Genomic DNA, 15,915 nt, shown 5'->3' on the forward strand with positions numbered 1-15,915 from the left:
CGTTGCTCACGACGTGGCAGAGTCTGCGCGCGTCGACTTAGGGGAATCTGAAGGCGCCGCCCCTTGGGCGGTGTTCAACAAAGGCAGACGCAGCTCCAGGCGCAAACCTCCCAGCGCCGTGCTGTGACGCAGCGCCAGGCTGCCGCCGTGCGCCTGCGCCACACGCTGCGCAATGGCCAGCCCCAGCCCGCTGCCGCTGGCTTGCTGAGCCTGAGCGGGGGCGCGGTAGAAGCGGTCAAACACGCGCTCGCGCTCGGCCTCGGCAATGCCTGGGCCATCGTCTTCCAGCACCAGCAAGGCCTCGCCACCCTCGGCCACGAGGCTGAGGTCGGCGCGTTGGCGACCGTATTTGATGGCGTTGTCCAGCACATTGCGCAACAGCATGCGCAGCGCCTGGGGTTGGCCTGCCACGCTCAGGGCGTCACAGCGGCCCAGCCCCAAGTCCAGGCCCCTGTGCTGCGCCAGGGTGCTGGCTTCCACCACCGCCTCGCGGCACAGTGCGTCAAGCGCCAGTGTTTGGGGGCTGCCCAGGGCAGCGCTGTCTTGGCGCGCCAGCGCCAGCAACTGCTCCACCAAGCGCGCGGCGCGGTCTATGCCCTGCCCCAGCCGGTCTTGCGCTGCAGCCTGGCTGGTGGCATCAGCCGCACGGCGCAGGGCTTCGAGCTGCAGCTTCAGCGCCGCCAGGGGGGAGCGCAGCTCGTGCGCGGCGTCCGCCACAAACTGCTGCTGCGCATCAAAGGCTTGCTGCAGGCGTGCCAGCAGCTGGTTGAACTCGCGCACCAGGGGCTGCACCTCGGTGGGCAGCTCGGTGGCATTGACGGGCTCCAGCGCGCCGGGGTGGCGCTGGGCCAGTTCGGCCTGCACACGCGCCACGGGCGCGAGCGAGCGCCCCAGCACCCACCACACCAGGGCGATGAGCAGCGGCAACATCAGCGCAATGGGGGCCACCGTGCGCCAGGCCAGCTGCGTGGCCATGCGCTGGCGCACGGCCAAGTCCTGCGCCACCTGCACCAGTTGCGAGCGCCCCAGCACAGCCAGCACACGGTAGCGCTTGCCCTGCAGCTGCACGGTAGAAAAGCCCAGCACCGCGCGCTGCGGCAGCCAGGCGGGCCCAGCCGTGCGGTAGAGCGGCGTGCCATCCAGCCCCCAGACCTGCACGATCAAGTCCAGGCTTTGCTCGTCGCCCAGCGGCAGGGGCGCGCCCTCGCCCATAGCCGCACGCAGCGTCAGCGCCACCTGCTGCATTTGGTAGTCGAAGATGTCATCGGCTTCAGCCAGCGCGGTGCGGTAGGCGCTGGCCCCTTGGATGACCGCTGCCAGGCCCATGGCCAGGGCCAGAAACAGCATCAAGCGGCTGCGTAGCGAGCTCCCCTGCCGCCTCATTGCACCGCCACCCGGTAGCCCACACCGCGCACGTTCTGGATCAAATCAGCCCCCAGTTTTTTACGCAGGCCGTGGATGTAGACCTCCACGGCGTTGCTTGAGATTTCGTCGTTCCAGCCATAGAGCTTTTCCTCCAGCTGCTGGCGCGACAGCACCACGCCCGGGCGTGCCAGCAGCGGCTCCAGCACCGCCCACTCGCGCGCCGACAAAGTCACCGGCTTGCCCTGCGCACTGCACTCACGCGTGGCGGGGTTGATGCGCACGCCCAGGTGCTCGTACACCGGCTCAGCCCGCCCGGCGGAGCGCCGCAGCAAAGCACGCAGCCGTGCCAGCAACTCATCCAGCTCAAAGGGCTTGAGCACATAGTCGTCCGCCCCCGCGTCCAGGCCCGCCACGCGGTCGGCCAAGGCATCGCGCGCTGTGGCGATGAGCACCGGCACACGCTGCTGGCGCGCGCGCAGCTGGCGCAGCACCGCCATGCCGTCGCAGCCCGGCAAACCCAAGTCAAGGAGCACCAAGTCGTAGTCATGCGCGCGCAGCGCTGCCTGCGCGGCCAAACCCTCACGCACCCAGTCCACGGCATAGCCCTCACCCCGCAGCAAGTCCTGCAGCGGCTCGCCAATCATGGCGTCGTCTTCTACCAATAGCAGTCGCATGGGCTGCATTTTGGGCGAATGCGCAGGCACTCCCTTCACTGCTGCAGTCCGTTGCGCTGTGCGGCAATAGTTGACAGCCGCGCGCCCAGGCACTGTGGCAGTGCAGGACCGCCCACAACACAATCCACTGCCAGGCATTGGCAAGACTTGCCCCAAAACTTTCAGGAGTGCGCCATGGCTCAAGAAGACCTCCAGCTCCACATGACGGTGTTGATGACCCCGGACATGGCTAACTTCGCTGGCAACGTCCACGGCGGCGCAATACTGCGGCTCATGGACCAGGTGGCCTACTCCTGCGCAGCGCGCTACGCCAGCTGCTATGTGGTGACAGCCTCGGTGGACCGCGTGTCGTTTCGACGCCCGGTGCGGGTGGGTGAGCTGGTGACTTTCATGGCCTCGGTGAATTACACCGGGCAGTCCTCCATGGAGGTGGGCATGAAGGTGGTGGCCGAGGAGATTTGCTCACGCACCCAGCACCACTGCAACAGCTCCTACTTCACCATGGTGGCGGTGGACCCATGTGGGCGCCCCGTGCAGGTGCCGCGCCTGGTGCCCGTGACGCTGGAGCAGTGGCGCCGCCACGAAGAGGCGCAAATCCGCCGTCGCCTGAAGTACGAGATGGAGCAGCAGCACAAGGAGCTGATGGCTCAACTCGACGCGCTGCCGCCGGGCAACTACCGCATGTCCTCGGAGGTGGAGTACATGCAAATCGCGTCCTGAAGCCGCTGCAGGCGGCCGTCAGCTCGGTGCCGCGTTGCGCAGCACCGTGGGCTGTGCGTATTCCCGGCCCACCACGGCACGGGCAAAAAGGTAGTTTTCCCGCGCTCGCTCGCTCAGCCCATCGAGCTCTACTTGGCCCTGTGAATCACAGGGAAAGGTCAGGCTGCGACCGCTTTGAAAGAGCGACTCAAAACGCAGCTCAAAGCCCAGAGCCTGAGCTGCGGAAGTCTGCTGTGAAGCCTTGTCCATGGACTTGCTCCTGCCCCAAACACACGGGGCCTGTGCGCACACAGTAGCGCGGCGCGGCCGCCGCTGTGACGCCAATCAACGCTGGTTTTAGGCTGCAGTTGTGCTCACCGGCAGGGCCCCGAACACCTGCAACTCCAGCTCCGCCGGAGCGTTGATGGTGCGAATGTGATGGTAGAGCGCCTGTGCCTCGGCGTAATGGCGGCGCAGGTAGTTCAGCCACTGTTTGAGCCGACCGGCCTGGTGGCGCGCAGCCACCTTGCTGCGCACCTGGGCCCAAAAGCCTTGCATGAGCACCAGCACCTCGGCCCAGCCCAGTGCTTTGGCGCTGCCGCCATGCAGTGCGGCGTGCACGGCCAGCGCGAGCCCGGGGTTAGCCACCATGCCGCGGCCCAGCATGAACGCGTCACAACCCGATTCCGCGCGGCAGCGCAAGGCGTCCTCCACGCTCCAGATTTCGCCATTGGCCACCACAGGCACGGCCACCGCCTCGCGCACCCGGGCAATGCGGTCCCAATACGCCGGCGGCTGGTAGCCCTGGCGCTTGGTGCGCCCATGCACCACCAGCTCACAAGCGCCTGACTGGGTCAAGGCCTGAGCACACTCCAGCATGCGGCCGTGGTCCTCGTTGCCCAGACGCATCTTGGCCGAGACAGGAATGTGCGCAGGCACAGCCCGGCGCACGGCCTGCACGATATGGGCCAGCAGCTCAGGCTCGTCCAGCAGCACGGCACCGCCGCGGTGGCGGTTGACGGTTTTGGCGGGGCAGCCAAAGTTCAGGTCTATGCCCTCGGGATTCAGGCCCGCCAGGCGCGCAGCGTTGTCAGCCAGGCAAGCGGGGTCAGAGCCCAGCAGCTGCGGACGCACAGGCACGCCTGCAGCCGTGCGGCTGCCCGTGCGCAGCTCAGGCACCACGCGCGTGAACACGCGCTGGGGCAGCAACTGATCGGTGATGCGAATGAACTCCGACACACAGCGCTGCACACCGCCCACCCGGGTGAGGGTGTCGCGCAGCATGTGGTCCAGCAGCCCCTCCATGGGCGCCAGCAGAATCATGGGAATAGGCAGTCCTGAGCCGACAAGGGGCGAGAGCATAGCCCAAGCCCGCCTGCGACTTGGGGCAGGCCCACACGAAGGCCAGATGGCGCCAGCGGCGATGAACAGACTCAGCTCGACGGCGCCCCGGGCAGCTCCCGCAGCGTGAGCCACAGCCGCAGGTCGAATTCGAGCTGGGCATAGGCGGGCTCCATGTGGTGGCACAACTGGTAGAAGGCCTTGTTGTGATCCAGCTCGCGCAGATGAGCCAGCTCATGGACCACGATCATGCGCAGGAAGTCGGCTGGGGCCTCCTTGAAGAGCGTGGCCACGCGGATCTCACGCCGCGTCTTGAGCCGACTGCCATGAACCGTGGTGGCACGGGTGTGGGTGCCCAGAGCATGTTGAACCACTTTGAGCTTGGCGTCGTAACTCACACGCGCCAGCGGCTCAGCATTGCGCAGATGGCGTTGCTTGAGTGCCTGGGTGTAGTCAAACAGCGCCTTGTCGCTGCGCACCTCGTGCCCCTGGGGATAGCGCTCGGCCAGGTAGGCCTCCAGGCGTCCGGCCTCGATCAGCCCCTGAACCTGGGCCAGCAAGGCAGACGGATAACCCGCCAGGTATTTGAAGGAGGGCGTCATGGGATCAGGTCGTGCACCGTGCCCACCACCCTGCCCAGCAACACCAGAGTAGCCACCAGCGGCAGAACCATCAGTAAACCGGTGACAAAGGTGCGAAGCAGATGGTGGCGAGCCGAAGCGGCAAGAGTTTGGACCGAGTTCATGGCAGTTCCGAGCGCAAGTCTTAACCCCACAGCGGCGGACAGGCAAGAAAAGCCGGCATCATGCCAGCATGGATGACCACTGCCCCGACCTCTGCGGGACAGACGCCACGGGCCTGGGCCCAGCAGGCGGATTGAAGCTCCGGCCAGAGCCATGAACGAGCGGGGGCATCGTCGCGGCGCACCCTCACTCATCCCCAGCTGCTGTGGACAAGTCCGTGCACAGCCTGCAGACGGCCGCGGCAAGTGCTTGATTTCACGCCACTATCCTGAGCCTGCTAAAAATAGTGGCAGCACCGCTGGCGGCGCCGGTCGCGGGCCTGGGACAATCGACAATCGCACGCTTTGCCCGTCAGACCCTCCCATGCATCGCACCATCTTCAGCACACCACTTGTGAACAGCGCCCTGCGCGCCTTTTCACGCCTGTTTCTCAGGCTGAACGGCTGGACGGTGGAGGGCGCGCTGCCGGCCGATCACCCCAAGTGCGTGCTGATCGCCGCTCCGCACACCAGCAACTGGGATCTTCCGTACACCCTGATGGTGGCCTTTGCGCTGCGACTGAACATCTATTGGCTGGGCAAGCAACAGATCTTCCGCTGGCCTTTTGGTCCGGTGATGCGCTGGCTGGGAGGCATTGCGGTCAACCGCGAGCAATCTACCAATCTGGTGGCGGCCTCGGCCGCGGCCTTGCGGGCGACAGATGGGTCGGTGCAACTGATCGTGCCGCCGGAGGGCACCCGCAGCAAGACCCGCTACTGGAAAACAGGCTTTTACTGGATCGCGCACGAAGCCAAGGTGCCCATCGTGCTGGCCTATATGGACTATGCGCACAAGCGCAGCGGCCTAGGGCCGGTGTTCCAGCCCAGCGGCGACATCGAGGCCGACATGGCCGAGATCAAGCGCTTTTATGCCCCCTTCAAGGGCAAGCACCACGATCAGTTCGACCACCAATGAGCCCCCCGCCCCATAGTCCTCGCCAGGACCCGCTGCACGGCATGACGCTGGAAGCCATCGTGACCGCCCTGGTGGCCTACTTCGGTTGGGCTGAGCTGGGGCAGCGCATCGCCATTCGCTGCTTTCAGAGCGACCCCAGCGTGGCCTCCAGCCTGAAGTTCCTGCGCAAGACCCCCTGGGCCCGCGCCAAGGTGGAGAGCCTGTACCTCTACATGAAACGCCAGCAGCGCGACCGTCAGTCCAGGAAAGCCACTTGACCTCGTCGGCAAGTTTTTCATCAGCCCCTCCTTGGGCTGTTGCTTGCGCACGAAGGCAGCGGCGTCGTTAGATCACTAGGCCGCTGCGGCCGGCCCCAGAGGGCATGAACTCAGCGCTGGGGCTCGGGAAGCTCGATCTTGACTTCCAGCACTTCCAGGTTGTCTTGGCGCTCCATGTGCACCTTGATGTCGTCCGGGTTGATCGTCACGTACTTGGAGATCACCGCCACCAGCTCGCGCTGCAGCTGGGGCAGGTAGTCGGGGCTGGCACTGCGCCCGGTACGCTCGTGGGCAAGAATCAGCTGCAGCCGCTCCTTGGCCACGCTGGCGGTTTTCTTCTTCTCACCCAAAAAGAAGGACAGGAATCCCATGTTCACTCCCTCCAGGCTCAGCGGCCGAACAGCCGCTTGAAGAAGCCAGGCTTTTCAGCCTCGATGAAACGCATGGGTTTTTCCTCCCCCAAAAAGCGCGCCACCACATCGGCATAGGCCTCGGCCACGTCGCTGCCCTTCATGTGGATGGCGGGCACGCCCTGGTTGGAAGCCTGCAGCACGGATTCACTCTCGGGAATGACGCCGATGAGCGGTGTGCGCAGGATATCGTGGATGTCCTCCAACGACAGCATTTGTCCGCCCTCAACCCGATTGGGGTTGTAACGCGTGATGAGCAGGTGTTCCTTCACCGGATCGAGCCCGTCGATGGCGCGCCGCGTCTTGCTGTTGAGCATGCCCAGGATGCGGTCGGAATCGCGCACCGAAGACACCTCGGGGTTGGTCACCACCAGCGCCTCGTCGGCGTAGTGCATGGCCATGAGCGCGCCGGTCTCAATGCCTGCGGGGCTGTCGCAGATGATGTAGTCAAAGCCCATTTCCTTGAGCTCGATGAGCACGCGCTCCACACCCTCTTGCTTGAGGGCGTCCTTGTCGCGCGTCTGCGAAGCGGCCAGGATGTAGAGCTTGTCGAGCTGCTTGTCTTTGATCAGCGCCTGGCTGAGCTTGATCTCATCGTTGATGACGTTGATGAGGTCATACACCACGCGGCGCTCCACGCCCATGATCAGATCAAGATTGCGCAGGCCCACGTCGAAGTCGATCACGCAGGTTTTGTAGCCGCGCAGGGCCAAACCGGTTGCAAAGCTGGCGCTGGTGGTGGTCTTGCCCACACCGCCCTTGCCCGATGTCACCACGACAATCTTGGTCATCGATGCGTTCCTTTCTGAGTCTGAATTTGCGTTTCATCGGGCACGCGCGGGTCGCGTGCCAATACTTTCAAAGTCCCAGGGCTTCCATGACCAGCTTTTCGCCGTCCAGACGCACCTGAGCCGCCTTACCCGCCACTGCCGCTGGCAATGGGTGTTCCGAGGTGCGGTAGATGCCGGCAATCGACAGCAACTCCGCCTCCAAGCAGGTGGCAAAAATCCGCGCACCTGTGTAACCGCGAGCCCCTGCAATGGCCTTGCCGCGCAAGGGCGCGTAGACATGGATGCTGCCGTCAGCAATCACCTCCGCGCCGTTGTTCACCGCCGCGAGCAGCACCAGATCCGCCCCCTTGGCATAGACCTGCTGGCCCGAGCGCAGAGGCTTGTCAACAATCACTGTGTTGGCGGCGGCGGGCACTTCGCGCTCCACCACGACCTCGCGCACCACTTCACGCACCACCTCGCGCACGGGCTCAGCGGTGTTGGCGCGCTGCGGGGCGGCCGCATCCAGCGAATCCGCCAGCCCCAAATCCAGGGCAGCTTGCAGCTCCGCGGCCGTGCCGCCTTGCACGCCCACGGGCTGCAGGCGGTAGCGCCTGAGCAGCTGCAGCAAGGCTTGCAGGTCAACACGGCTGACATCACGCGGAGCGCTGGGGAGCTGAGAAAAATCGATCAGCACCGGGTCATGATGGAAAGCATCGGGCGTGGCCGCCAGGGTGGCCTCCAGCGCCGGCCCCCAGGACTCGGATTCTTGCTGCTTGAGCACCAAGGACAGCAGACTCAGCGACGCGCTTTTGAAGTCAAAGGAATCTTGGGCGCGTGGCGCGGGCTTGCCGGACATGGGCATGAGCAAAGCTCTGTGTTGGAAGAATGTTTCAGATTTTAGCGGGCGCATCTGCCACATCTGCTCGGGCTTGCTCTGCGTTGCTCAGAGCGCAAATTGCGCGGGTTTTTCCCGCCAGATCCTCGTTTTAGACGATGTCCACGGGGTCGCATGTCTTGACTTATCCCCATTGCAGCGCCACCGACCCTCCTCCGGTCTCGCTGCTGCATCGCAGCTGAAGGAAAACCCGAAATCTCTCTAAGTGGTTGATTTATATAGACGAAGAAGTGCTGCCCAGAAATGAAGCAGCTTAAGGCAATGCCCCTATCCAAGCGGGTTTGGGGGCTTGCCAGCATGGTTTCCCACAAAGTTATCCACAGATGCAGTGGACAGCTTCCCCAGCCCTTCCAAATCAGCCACTTAGCGTCATTGGTGAGGATGCACTTGAAGAACAACGCCTATCTTTGACCCCATTTCTTACCTTTGAGGCCCGCAGCCGTCTGCGCGATGAGGCAGCTCGGTGCAGTGCAACAGCAACTAAAATCCGCCCCTTCGCCCCGAATTCGATTTCCCCGGGGCCACCAGCCTCAGCACCCGCCATGACACGCAAGCTCTTCGTTACCACTGCCCTGCCCTACGCCAACGCCAACTTCCACATTGGCCACATGATGGAGTACACGCAGGCCGACATCTGGGTGCGCTACCAGCGCATGCAGGGCCACGAAGTTCATTTCGTCTGTGCTGACGATGCCCACGGCGCGCCCATCATGATTGCGGCTGAAAAAGCCGGCAAAACACCGCAGCAGTTTGTGGCCGACATCGCCGCCGGGCGCCAGCAGTACCTCGACGGCTTTCACATCCGCTTTGACAACTGGCACTCCACCGACGGCGCCGAAAACCACGAGCTCTCCAAAGCCATCTACGTGGCGCTGCGCGAGCAGGGTTTGATTGAGGTGCGCACCATCGAGCAGTTCTTCGACCCCCAAAAGGCGATGTTCCTGCCCGACCGTTTCATCAAGGGCGAGTGCCCCAAGTGCGGCGCCAAAGACCAGTACGGTGACTCCTGCGAGTCCTGCGGTGCGGTCTACACCCCCACCGAGCTGAAAAACCCCTTCTCCGTGCTGAGCGGCGCCACGCCCGTGCTCAAAAGCTCGGAGCACTATTTCTTCAGGCTCTCAGACCCGCGTTGCATTGAGTTCCTGCAGCAGTGGACGCACAGCAGCGGACGGCTGCAGCCCGAGGTGCTGAACAAGATCAAAGAGTGGTTTACCAAGGACGAGGAAGGCAACGGCGGCCTGGGCGACTGGGACATCAGCCGCGATGCGCCCTACTTTGGCATCGAAATTCCTGATGCGCCGGGCAAGTACTTCTACGTCTGGCTGGATGCGCCCGTGGGCTACCTGGCCTCGCTCAAAAACTACTTTGCCAAGACCGGCCGCGACTTCGACGCCTTCCTGGCCGACCCGACCGTGGAGCAAATCCACTTCATCGGCAAAGACATCACCTATTTCCACACCCTGTTCTGGCCGGCCATGCTGCACTTCAGCGGCCGCAAAACGCCCGACCGCGTCTATGTGCACGGCTTCCTGACCGTCAACGGCGGCGAGAAGATGAGCAAGAGCCGCGGCACCGGCCTGGACCCGCTCAAATACCTGCAGCTGGGCATGAACCCCGAGTGGCTGCGCTACTACCTGGCGGCCAAACTCAACAACCGCGTGGAAGACCTGGACTTCAACCCCGAGGACTTTGTGGCCCGGGTGAACTCAGACTTGGTGGGCAAGTACATCAACATCGCCAGCCGCGCCGCGGGTTTTCTGAGCAAGCGCTTTGAAGGCCGACTGGCCGCTGAGCTGGGCAGCGATGGCGAGGCGCTCTTGACGGCGCTGCGTGCCGCAGCTGCGCCACTGGCCGAGCTCTACGACGGGCGCGAATTCGGCAAGGCCCTGCGCGAAATCATGCTGCTGGCCGACCGCGTGAACGAGTACGTGGACCAGAACAAGCCCTGGGAGTTGGCCAAGCTGGAAGGTCAGGGGCAGCGCCTGCAGCAGACCTGCAGCGTGTGCATCGAAGCCTTCCGCGTGCTGTCCATCTACCTCAAGCCCGTGCTGCCAGCCTTGGTAGGCAAGGTCGAGACCTTCTTGAAGGTGGCGCCCCTGCAGTTCTCTGACGCTCAAAACGCCCTGGGCGCGCACCAAATCGGCACTTACGAGCACCTGATGCAGCGCGTGGACCCGCAGCTGCTGGAGGCCCTGTTCGAGCCGCCCGCACCGCCCAAGGTGGTGCCCGGTGGTGAAGAGCTGGCGCCGGAGATCAAGATCGACGACTTCGCCAAGGTGGACCTGCGCGTGGCTAAAATCGTCAAGGCCGAGCATGTCGAAGGCTCTGACAAGCTGCTGCGCCTGACACTGGATGTGGGCGAAGGCCGCCTGCGCAACGTCTTCAGCGGCATCAAGAGCGCCTACAAGCCCGAACAGCTCGAAGGCAAGCTCACCGTCATGGTGGCCAATCTGGCTCCGCGCAAGATGAAGTTCGGGCTGAGCGAAGGCATGGTGCTGGCCGCCAGCCACGCCGATGAAAGCGCGCACCCGGGCATATTTGTGCTGGAACCCTTCCCTGGCGCCCAACCGGGCATGCGCGTGCGCTAAAGCCACCACAGGCCCACACGTAAAATCGCCCCAAACCCAACCACACGCAGCCGCCGCGCCGCCACGACCATGCCTTTGTTCTGGAAACCCTATCAGTCTGATGTCACGCAGTTCATCGAGCAGCTCAAAGCCCAGCGCCCGACGCTGGAGCAAGAGCAGCGCGAAGGGCGCGCGCTGCTGTGGGACAAGCCGGTGGACCGCCAGGCGCAAGCGGAGTTCCGCACCGCCCGCGTGGCCCAGCAACCCTATGTCTACCAGAACAAGGTAGGCTGAGGCGATTGCCCGGCGCCACACAGCCCATGAGCACAGAGCTCACGCCCGGCGCCCCCCAAGAGCTGGCTTTGCCGCAAAGCGAGGCCAGCGACTTGCCCGAGGTCGTCGACGGAGTGGCTGTGGCGCGGCTCTATGGCGAGCCGCTCTTCAAGCTGCCCCAGGACCTCTACATCCCGCCCGACGCGCTGGAGGTCTTTCTCGAGGCCTTCCAGGGCCCGCTGGATTTGCTGCTCTACCTCATCCGGCGCCAGAACTTCAACATTCTGGACATTCCCCTGGCCGAGGTGACGCAGCAGTACCTGAGCTACGTCGAGCAAATCCGCCGCCACAACTTGGAGCTGGCCAGCGAGTACCTGCTCATGGCGGCCATGCTCATCGAAATCAAATCGCGCATGCTGCTGCCGCCCAAGAAGGCGGACCCCAACAGCGAGCCCGAAGACCCGCGCGCCGAACTCGTGCGGCGGCTTTTGGAGTACGAAAAAATCAAGCTTGCGGCGCGGCGCTTGGATGAGCTGCCGGTGCTGGGGCGCGATTTTTTGCGCGCGCAAATTCACATTGAACAGTCGCTCACGCCGCGCCTGCCCGAGGTCAGTGCAGACGATCTGCGCGCGGTCTGGGCCGACATGATGCGCCGGGCCCAACTCAAGCAGCACCACAAAATCTCGCGCGAGCAGCTCTCGGTGCGCGAGTACATGAGCCACCTGCTGCGACGCCTGCAGGGCCAGCGCTATGTGGAGTTCGAAGACTTGTTTGAGCTCGACCGCGGTCCGCAGGTGCTGGTGGTGAGCTTTATTGCCATGCTGGAGCTGGCTCGCGAACGCTTGGTGGAGATCACCCAAGCCGAGGCCTTTGCGCCGATCTACGTGCGGCTGGCCTACACACCCGCTTGAAGCCGAGGCAGGGCTTGCGGCCCCGCTTGGTGGGTTTTAGCGCACCATCGCACTCAAGACACCGCTGGCTTGGCGCTGCTGCGCCATCTGCCCCACAGCCAGCACAGCCTGCGTGCGCGAGTTCACACCCAGCACTTTGAGCACTGCGGCCACATGGTCCTTGACGGTTTCCACCGAGACATTGAGGTCGCGTGCAATGGCCTTGTTGGACTTGCCCTGCAGCAAGCGGGCCAGCACATCGGTCTGGCGCGGGGTGAGCTGCAGGCCTTCGAGCCCGGGCATGACTTGATGCGGGCTTTGCGAGGCCAGGGCCTGCACCGACGCAATGCCGCGCGCCACCACCGAGGCACCTGCATAGGCCGGTGGTGGGTCTTCGCTGCTGAGCGACATGGGCGGCACGTAAATGCCGCCAGACATCACCAAGCGCAGCGCCTGAGCCAGCACCTCGTTGCTGGTGCGCTTGGGCACAAAGCCCATGGCGCCTTGGTCGATGGCGCGAATGACATCGCTGGCGCGGTCTGAGGCAGAAATCACCACCACGGGCATGTCGGGGTATTTCTGGCGCAATTCGGTCAGAACATCAAATCCATTGGCGTCGCCCAGCTGCAAGTCCAGCAGCACCAGATCGAACGCGGCCTGTTCGGCCAGCACTTGACGTGCGTGATCGGCGGTTTCGACCCCCAGCACTTCCACGCTGGACTCCAGGCTCTGAATCAGCGACCGCAAGGCCGCCAAAATCAGCGGATGATCGTCAACCAGCAACACCCTCATGGGGACTCCTATCACTTGTTTGCAATTGGCGGGAGATGATGACGGCAAGCGGCACATACCCACGCGCGTACTGCGGTCAATCATAGAGCGCGGCCCACGCCTCTGAATACGCCCCCAAAGGGTGGGCGAACGGCCCTGTCTTGCGCGGTCTGCAGCGACAATACCGCCATGTTTGCCCCCTCTCAAATTGACGTGCGCCGTTTCTTTTGCGGCACCTACCGCAAGTGGCGCGACGCCCTGCCCCTGACCCCCATGGAAGCCCTGGCAGCGACTTGGATTGAGGCGCACCCCGAGTACCACGCTGAGTTGGCCGATGAAGAGGCGGCGGTGGGCGCGGTCTACCAAGTCGAAGACGGACGCAGCAACCCGTTTTTGCATATCGGCATGCACCTGAGCCTGACCGAGCAGCACCAGATCGACCAACCGCGCGGCGTGCGTCAGGCGCTGGACTTGTTGGCGGCCAAGCTCTCCTCCCAGCACGAAGCTCACCATGTGGCCATGGAATGCCTGGGGGAGATGTTGTGGGAGTCGCAGCGCAGCGGCCTGCCGCCCGATGGGCACGCCTACTTGGACCGGCTGCGCCAGCGCGCCACGCGCTGAGCGCAAAGCAAAAAGGCGGCCTCTGGGGCCGCCTTTTTGCTGCGCATGGCGTTCAAGCTTGGATGGAGTTGCCCAAAGAGTTTTTACGCTCTGCCTTGCCTTGGGCCGAGTAAAGCCCAGCCTGGGTATCGGGCATGAGCACGTCAATGGCCCGGTCCAGCGCAGCAGTGGCGCGGGCCAGAGACTCCCGCTGTGCCGCCACATGGCCACCGGCTTGCATCAAACGGTTGCGCAGACCCGGTGGCACTTCGCCGCTGCGCGCAGCGGTGGTGAAACGGTCGATGGCATGCGCCAGCGCCAGGTGCAGCGCCGCGGCGTGCGCTTCAATGGCTTGAGAGTCGCGGCGCAGCAGCGCTTCCCCGAGCTGGCTAAGGCAGCTCTCCACCTCGACCAGGGGCTTTTCCAGCTCCTGCGTCAGCAGGTCGAACGGGTCCTTGGAGACAGACATGGGGGCCTCACCTCAAATCAGTGAGATTGACCCGACGAAGTTGTCGAGCCAGAGCCCGACCTTGCCAGCATCTCTTGCACATTGGCAAGTAGCTTGTCGGCAATGGCCTCGGCGTTGACCGTGAATTTTCCATCTGCAATCGCTTGCGATATGCGCTTGACCTTCTCGGCATCAAAGGAGGACTCGTCGCGCCCGCCCGCCAACAGCTCCGAGGCCTGGGGCGATAGCGCCACTTGCGCGCTTTGAGTTCCTTCAGCGGCCTTGGCCCCGGCTGGGGCGGCAGACTTACCTTGGGCGCCCTGTGTGGTGCGCTCCGCGGTGGCCTGCTTGTAGGCTTGCAGTTCAGGGTTGTGACCGATTTTCATGGCTTCTCTCCAAGGGGCCTCCGGCAGAGGCCCGCCTCGCATTGTTCGGTATTTCGGCGTGTGAGCGCTGAACTTGAGAAGTATTTTTCGAGACGACGAGCGGTCATGGCATCTCCACCAATCTTTGCCCTACAGCACGGCCTTGCACCACGCGCCCTGCGTCAGTGCGCACCCGCACATCTTGCCCATCCAAGCCCGGACCCAGCGCCTGCCCCTCGGTGTCCACGGTGAATCCGGGGCCTTGGGTGCGCACATTGACACGCTCACCCGTGGCGAACCACTGCAGGCGTTTGAGATCATCCTGACGCAAGGCTTCGCCCTGCGCCAAAGGACGCTGCAGCACACGCCCCAAGGGCACGGTGGCTGCGGCAATTGCGTTGCTGGTCCCGTCTGCAATATCGACTTCGGCCAGCTTCAGCATGTCTTGAGTCAGCGCCGTGCCCATGGGCAGAGGCTGGGCAGCCACCCAGGCCTGAGCCCACACGCGCACCTGCAGCGGCAGCGTCACGCTCCAGCGCTTGGGGCCCTGCAAGCAGCGCAGCCCGATGCGGGTGCGGCCCCACATGCGCAGGCCCGGCGGCATAAAGGGCTCCACCTGCTGGCAGGGCGCCAGTTGCAGGCGGGGGTCTAGCGCGCCAATTTCCACAGCCAGGCGTGCCGAGGCAGGCAGCCCCTGCTGCGCCGAGCTTTGTGCCAGCTGCTGCAACTGCTGTTGCCAGGCTTGGGGCGTGTTGTCTTGCGCATGAGCGCCACTGAGGGCAGCCAAGCCAGCAGCCAGCAGCCCACGACGCAACGCCGCAAACGTGCTGCGGTGCTGTGGGCGGGGGGTGCGACGGTCTGACATGGCTGCCAATGTAGGCGGCCCGGACATGCAGCAGCCGCGGGAATTGCACGGCAAAGCCCATGTTTATTCCCCTCATGTTTGGACGACTGCCTTCCCACAATGCCGTCACCTGCCCATGGTTTGCGAGCAGGTGGAGCCCAGCATGATCAACCGCCTCACCGATGCGCTGAACTTTCAAGCCCAGGCGCTAACGCTGCGCGCTGAGCGCCAGCGGCTGCTGGCCAGCAATATTGCCAACGCCGACACGCCCGGCTACCAAGCCCGCGACATGGACTTCTCGCGTGCTCTGCGCGAAGCCACCGGGCAGCTGCCCACCGCAGGTGCCCTGGCCACCACGCAAAGCGCGCACATGGCGCCTGAGTTTCCACTGGGTAGCGCACGCAGCGAAGAAGGCTTGCTGTGGTCACGCAGTGCTCAAACCAATCTCGACAGCAATGGCGTGGACATGGATAGGGAGCGCGCCAGTTTTGCGGACAACACCGTGAAATATGAAGCCACGCTGCGCTTTTTGAACGGCAGCGTGCGCACCACGCTGGACGCGATGAAGTCGCCCAACTCGCCCTGATGCACTGCCCAGCGCTTGAGCGCCTAAGGAGCCCTCCATGTCCATGTTCAGAATCTTTAACATCTCTGGCAGCGCCGTCAGCGCGCAAAGCCAGCGCCTCAACGTGGTGGCCTCCAACCTGGCCAACGTCGACACCGTGGCCGGCCCCGATGGCCAGCCCTACAAGGCGCGGCAGGTGGTGTTTCAAACCCAGCTCATGGGTGCCAAAGACGACATCACCGCCTCAGGCGTGCGCGTGGCTGGGGTTCGCGAAGACCAAACCCCGGCACGGCGCGTGCACGACCCGCGCCACCCGCAGGCCGACGCTGAGGGCTATGTGACCTACAGCAATGTGAGCTCGGTCGAGGAGATGGTCAACATGATCAGCGCCTCGCGCTCCTACCAAAACAACCTGGAAGTGATGGGTACGGCCAAGTCGCTGCTGCTCAAAACGCTGCAACTGGGTCAATCCTGACTCGCA

At 64.1% G+C, this 15,915-nt stretch carries 22 protein-coding genes; 9 read left to right on the forward strand and 13 right to left on the reverse strand.

What is annotated here, in order from left to right:
* Window positions 1-6 precede the first annotated feature (6 nt).
* A complete protein-coding gene (locus tag ACG0Z6_RS07625) occupies window positions 7-1,347 on the reverse strand; it encodes an ATP-binding protein (RefSeq protein WP_394460089.1) in 1,341 nt (446 codons plus the stop codon).
* A gap of 32 nt (window positions 1,348-1,379) precedes the next feature.
* Window positions 1,380-2,039, reverse strand: coding sequence for a response regulator (locus ACG0Z6_RS07630; RefSeq protein ID WP_394460091.1), 660 nt, complete (start codon window positions 2,037-2,039; stop codon window positions 1,380-1,382).
* 174 nt (window positions 2,040-2,213) lie between these two features.
* On the opposite strand from ACG0Z6_RS07630, the gene ACG0Z6_RS07635 reads away from it, so the two are divergent.
* Window positions 2,214-2,759: an acyl-CoA thioesterase gene (locus ACG0Z6_RS07635; protein WP_394460092.1), complete on the forward strand. Its 546-nt coding sequence runs from the start codon at window positions 2,214-2,216 to the stop codon at window positions 2,757-2,759.
* A gap of 18 nt (window positions 2,760-2,777) precedes the next feature.
* Here ACG0Z6_RS07635 and ACG0Z6_RS07640 read toward each other — a convergent pair whose 3' ends face one another.
* From ACG0Z6_RS07640 to ACG0Z6_RS07655, 4 genes are all read right to left on the reverse strand, one after another.
* Entirely contained in the window at window positions 2,778-3,008 is a 231-nt protein-coding gene (locus ACG0Z6_RS07640) for a hypothetical protein (RefSeq protein ID WP_394460094.1), read from the reverse strand.
* An 87-nt stretch (window positions 3,009-3,095) separates the two neighbouring features.
* Window positions 3,096-4,061, reverse strand: a complete 966-nt coding sequence (locus ACG0Z6_RS07645; protein ID WP_394460096.1) for a tRNA dihydrouridine synthase — start codon at window positions 4,059-4,061, stop codon at window positions 3,096-3,098.
* Between the two features lie 110 nt (window positions 4,062-4,171).
* Window positions 4,172-4,681 carry a YgjP-like metallopeptidase domain-containing protein gene (locus ACG0Z6_RS07650; RefSeq protein WP_394460098.1) on the reverse strand — a complete coding sequence of 170 codons (510 nt, stop codon included), beginning with the start codon at window positions 4,679-4,681 and terminating at the stop codon, window positions 4,172-4,174.
* Window positions 4,678-4,824: a hypothetical protein gene (locus ACG0Z6_RS07655; RefSeq protein WP_394460100.1), complete on the reverse strand. Its 147-nt coding sequence runs from the start codon at window positions 4,822-4,824 to the stop codon at window positions 4,678-4,680. The genes ACG0Z6_RS07650 and ACG0Z6_RS07655 overlap by 4 nt, the downstream gene beginning before the upstream one ends.
* 361 nt (window positions 4,825-5,185) lie before the next feature.
* On the opposite strand from ACG0Z6_RS07655, the gene ACG0Z6_RS07660 reads away from it, so the two are divergent.
* Window positions 5,186-5,776, forward strand: coding sequence for a lysophospholipid acyltransferase family protein (locus ACG0Z6_RS07660; RefSeq protein WP_394460101.1), 591 nt, complete (start codon window positions 5,186-5,188; stop codon window positions 5,774-5,776).
* Complete coding sequence (locus ACG0Z6_RS07665; protein ID WP_394460103.1) at window positions 5,773-6,033, forward strand: VF530 family protein; 261 nt, start codon at window positions 5,773-5,775, stop codon at window positions 6,031-6,033. Before ACG0Z6_RS07660 ends, ACG0Z6_RS07665 begins: the two co-directional genes overlap by 4 nt.
* Before the next feature lie 110 nt (window positions 6,034-6,143).
* Here ACG0Z6_RS07665 and minE read toward each other — a convergent pair whose 3' ends face one another.
* From minE to minC, 3 genes are all read right to left on the reverse strand, one after another.
* Window positions 6,144-6,404: a cell division topological specificity factor MinE gene (minE, locus tag ACG0Z6_RS07670; protein ID WP_394460105.1), complete on the reverse strand. Its 261-nt coding sequence runs from the start codon at window positions 6,402-6,404 to the stop codon at window positions 6,144-6,146.
* A gap of 17 nt (window positions 6,405-6,421) precedes the next feature.
* Window positions 6,422-7,234: a septum site-determining protein MinD gene (gene minD / locus ACG0Z6_RS07675; RefSeq protein WP_394460107.1), complete on the reverse strand. Its 813-nt coding sequence runs from the start codon at window positions 7,232-7,234 to the stop codon at window positions 6,422-6,424.
* Window positions 7,235-7,301: 67 nt separating this feature from the next.
* Complete coding sequence (minC, locus tag ACG0Z6_RS07680) at window positions 7,302-8,072, reverse strand: septum site-determining protein MinC (protein ID WP_394460981.1); 771 nt, start codon at window positions 8,070-8,072, stop codon at window positions 7,302-7,304.
* A gap of 581 nt (window positions 8,073-8,653) precedes the next feature.
* Here minC and metG point away from each other — a divergent pair.
* The 3 genes from metG (at window position 8,654) to ACG0Z6_RS07695 (ending at window position 11,862) form a co-directional block, all read left to right on the forward strand.
* Window positions 8,654-10,699, forward strand: a complete 2,046-nt coding sequence (gene metG, locus ACG0Z6_RS07685) for a methionine--tRNA ligase (protein WP_394460109.1) — start codon at window positions 8,654-8,656, stop codon at window positions 10,697-10,699.
* Window positions 10,700-10,768: 69 nt separating this feature from the next.
* Entirely contained in the window at window positions 10,769-10,972 is a 204-nt protein-coding gene (locus ACG0Z6_RS07690) for a DUF3460 family protein (protein WP_394460111.1), read from the forward strand.
* A 26-nt stretch (window positions 10,973-10,998) separates the two neighbouring features.
* Window positions 10,999-11,862, forward strand: a complete 864-nt coding sequence (locus tag ACG0Z6_RS07695; RefSeq protein WP_394460113.1) for a segregation and condensation protein A — start codon at window positions 10,999-11,001, stop codon at window positions 11,860-11,862.
* Window positions 11,863-11,898: 36 nt separating this feature from the next.
* Here ACG0Z6_RS07695 and ACG0Z6_RS07700 read toward each other — a convergent pair whose 3' ends face one another.
* Entirely contained in the window at window positions 11,899-12,633 is a 735-nt protein-coding gene (locus tag ACG0Z6_RS07700) for a response regulator (protein ID WP_394460116.1), read from the reverse strand.
* Window positions 12,634-12,801: 168 nt separating this feature from the next.
* On the opposite strand from ACG0Z6_RS07700, the gene ACG0Z6_RS07705 reads away from it, so the two are divergent.
* Entirely contained in the window at window positions 12,802-13,233 is a 432-nt protein-coding gene (locus ACG0Z6_RS07705) for a DUF1841 family protein (RefSeq protein ID WP_394460118.1), read from the forward strand.
* Between the two features lie 52 nt (window positions 13,234-13,285).
* Here ACG0Z6_RS07705 and ACG0Z6_RS07710 read toward each other — a convergent pair whose 3' ends face one another.
* From ACG0Z6_RS07710 to flgA, 3 genes are all read right to left on the reverse strand, one after another.
* Window positions 13,286-13,681 (reverse strand): hypothetical protein, encoded by a 396-nt coding sequence (locus tag ACG0Z6_RS07710; protein ID WP_394460120.1) that lies wholly within the window; start codon window positions 13,679-13,681, stop codon window positions 13,286-13,288.
* A 17-nt stretch (window positions 13,682-13,698) separates the two neighbouring features.
* The gene (flgM, locus tag ACG0Z6_RS07715) at window positions 13,699-14,046 is read right to left on the reverse strand and encodes a flagellar biosynthesis anti-sigma factor FlgM (RefSeq protein ID WP_394460122.1); all 348 of its coding nucleotides are present in this window, start codon (window positions 14,044-14,046) and stop codon (window positions 13,699-13,701) included.
* Window positions 14,047-14,149: 103 nt separating this feature from the next.
* On the reverse strand, window positions 14,150-14,890 hold the full coding sequence (flgA, locus tag ACG0Z6_RS07720; RefSeq protein WP_394460124.1) for a flagellar basal body P-ring formation chaperone FlgA: 741 nt from the start codon (window positions 14,888-14,890) through the stop codon (window positions 14,150-14,152).
* Window positions 14,891-15,032: 142 nt separating this feature from the next.
* On the opposite strand from flgA, the gene flgB reads away from it, so the two are divergent.
* Both flgB and flgC read left to right on the forward strand, forming a co-directional pair.
* Window positions 15,033-15,455, forward strand: coding sequence for a flagellar basal body rod protein FlgB (gene flgB, locus ACG0Z6_RS07725; RefSeq protein WP_394460125.1), 423 nt, complete (start codon window positions 15,033-15,035; stop codon window positions 15,453-15,455).
* Window positions 15,456-15,492: 37 nt separating this feature from the next.
* Window positions 15,493-15,909, forward strand: coding sequence for a flagellar basal body rod protein FlgC (gene flgC, locus ACG0Z6_RS07730; RefSeq protein ID WP_394460127.1), 417 nt, complete (start codon window positions 15,493-15,495; stop codon window positions 15,907-15,909).
* The last annotated feature ends 6 nt before the right edge of the window (window positions 15,910-15,915 follow it).

This window comes from Roseateles rivi (genome assembly GCF_043555845.1).
GTDB classification, from domain to species: Bacteria; Pseudomonadota; Gammaproteobacteria; order Burkholderiales; family Burkholderiaceae_C; genus Roseateles; species Roseateles rivi.

Excerpts from the sequence above, each read along its gene's own strand:
- ACG0Z6_RS07625 (WP_394460089.1), bottom strand. The coding sequence starts at position 1,347 with ATGCTGTTTCTGGCCCTGGCCATGGGCCTGGCAGCGGTCATCCAAGGG.
- ACG0Z6_RS07630 (WP_394460091.1), bottom strand. The coding sequence starts at position 2,039 with ATGCGACTGCTATTGGTAGAAGACGACGCCATGATTGGCGAGCCGCTG.
- ACG0Z6_RS07635 (WP_394460092.1), top strand. The coding sequence starts at position 2,214 with ATGGCTCAAGAAGACCTCCAGCTCCACATGACGGTGTTGATGACCCCG.
- ACG0Z6_RS07640 (WP_394460094.1), bottom strand. The coding sequence starts at position 3,008 with ATGGACAAGGCTTCACAGCAGACTTCCGCAGCTCAGGCTCTGGGCTTT.
- ACG0Z6_RS07645 (WP_394460096.1), bottom strand. The coding sequence starts at position 4,061 with ATGATTCTGCTGGCGCCCATGGAGGGGCTGCTGGACCACATGCTGCGC.
- ACG0Z6_RS07650 (WP_394460098.1), bottom strand. The coding sequence starts at position 4,681 with ATGACGCCCTCCTTCAAATACCTGGCGGGTTATCCGTCTGCCTTGCTG.
- ACG0Z6_RS07655 (WP_394460100.1), bottom strand. The coding sequence starts at position 4,824 with ATGAACTCGGTCCAAACTCTTGCCGCTTCGGCTCGCCACCATCTGCTT.
- ACG0Z6_RS07660 (WP_394460101.1), top strand. The coding sequence starts at position 5,186 with ATGCATCGCACCATCTTCAGCACACCACTTGTGAACAGCGCCCTGCGC.
- ACG0Z6_RS07665 (WP_394460103.1), top strand. The coding sequence starts at position 5,773 with ATGAGCCCCCCGCCCCATAGTCCTCGCCAGGACCCGCTGCACGGCATG.
- minE (WP_394460105.1), bottom strand. The coding sequence starts at position 6,404 with ATGGGATTCCTGTCCTTCTTTTTGGGTGAGAAGAAGAAAACCGCCAGC.
- minD (WP_394460107.1), bottom strand. The coding sequence starts at position 7,234 with ATGACCAAGATTGTCGTGGTGACATCGGGCAAGGGCGGTGTGGGCAAG.
- minC (WP_394460981.1), bottom strand. The coding sequence starts at position 8,072 with ATGTCCGGCAAGCCCGCGCCACGCGCCCAAGATTCCTTTGACTTCAAA.
- metG (WP_394460109.1), top strand. The coding sequence starts at position 8,654 with ATGACACGCAAGCTCTTCGTTACCACTGCCCTGCCCTACGCCAACGCC.
- ACG0Z6_RS07690 (WP_394460111.1), top strand. The coding sequence starts at position 10,769 with ATGCCTTTGTTCTGGAAACCCTATCAGTCTGATGTCACGCAGTTCATC.
- ACG0Z6_RS07695 (WP_394460113.1), top strand. The coding sequence starts at position 10,999 with ATGAGCACAGAGCTCACGCCCGGCGCCCCCCAAGAGCTGGCTTTGCCG.
- ACG0Z6_RS07700 (WP_394460116.1), bottom strand. The coding sequence starts at position 12,633 with ATGAGGGTGTTGCTGGTTGACGATCATCCGCTGATTTTGGCGGCCTTG.
- ACG0Z6_RS07705 (WP_394460118.1), top strand. The coding sequence starts at position 12,802 with ATGTTTGCCCCCTCTCAAATTGACGTGCGCCGTTTCTTTTGCGGCACC.
- ACG0Z6_RS07710 (WP_394460120.1), bottom strand. The coding sequence starts at position 13,681 with ATGTCTGTCTCCAAGGACCCGTTCGACCTGCTGACGCAGGAGCTGGAA.
- flgM (WP_394460122.1), bottom strand. The coding sequence starts at position 14,046 with ATGAAAATCGGTCACAACCCTGAACTGCAAGCCTACAAGCAGGCCACC.
- flgA (WP_394460124.1), bottom strand. The coding sequence starts at position 14,890 with ATGTCAGACCGTCGCACCCCCCGCCCACAGCACCGCAGCACGTTTGCG.
- flgB (WP_394460125.1), top strand. The coding sequence starts at position 15,033 with ATGATCAACCGCCTCACCGATGCGCTGAACTTTCAAGCCCAGGCGCTA.
- flgC (WP_394460127.1), top strand. The coding sequence starts at position 15,493 with ATGTCCATGTTCAGAATCTTTAACATCTCTGGCAGCGCCGTCAGCGCG.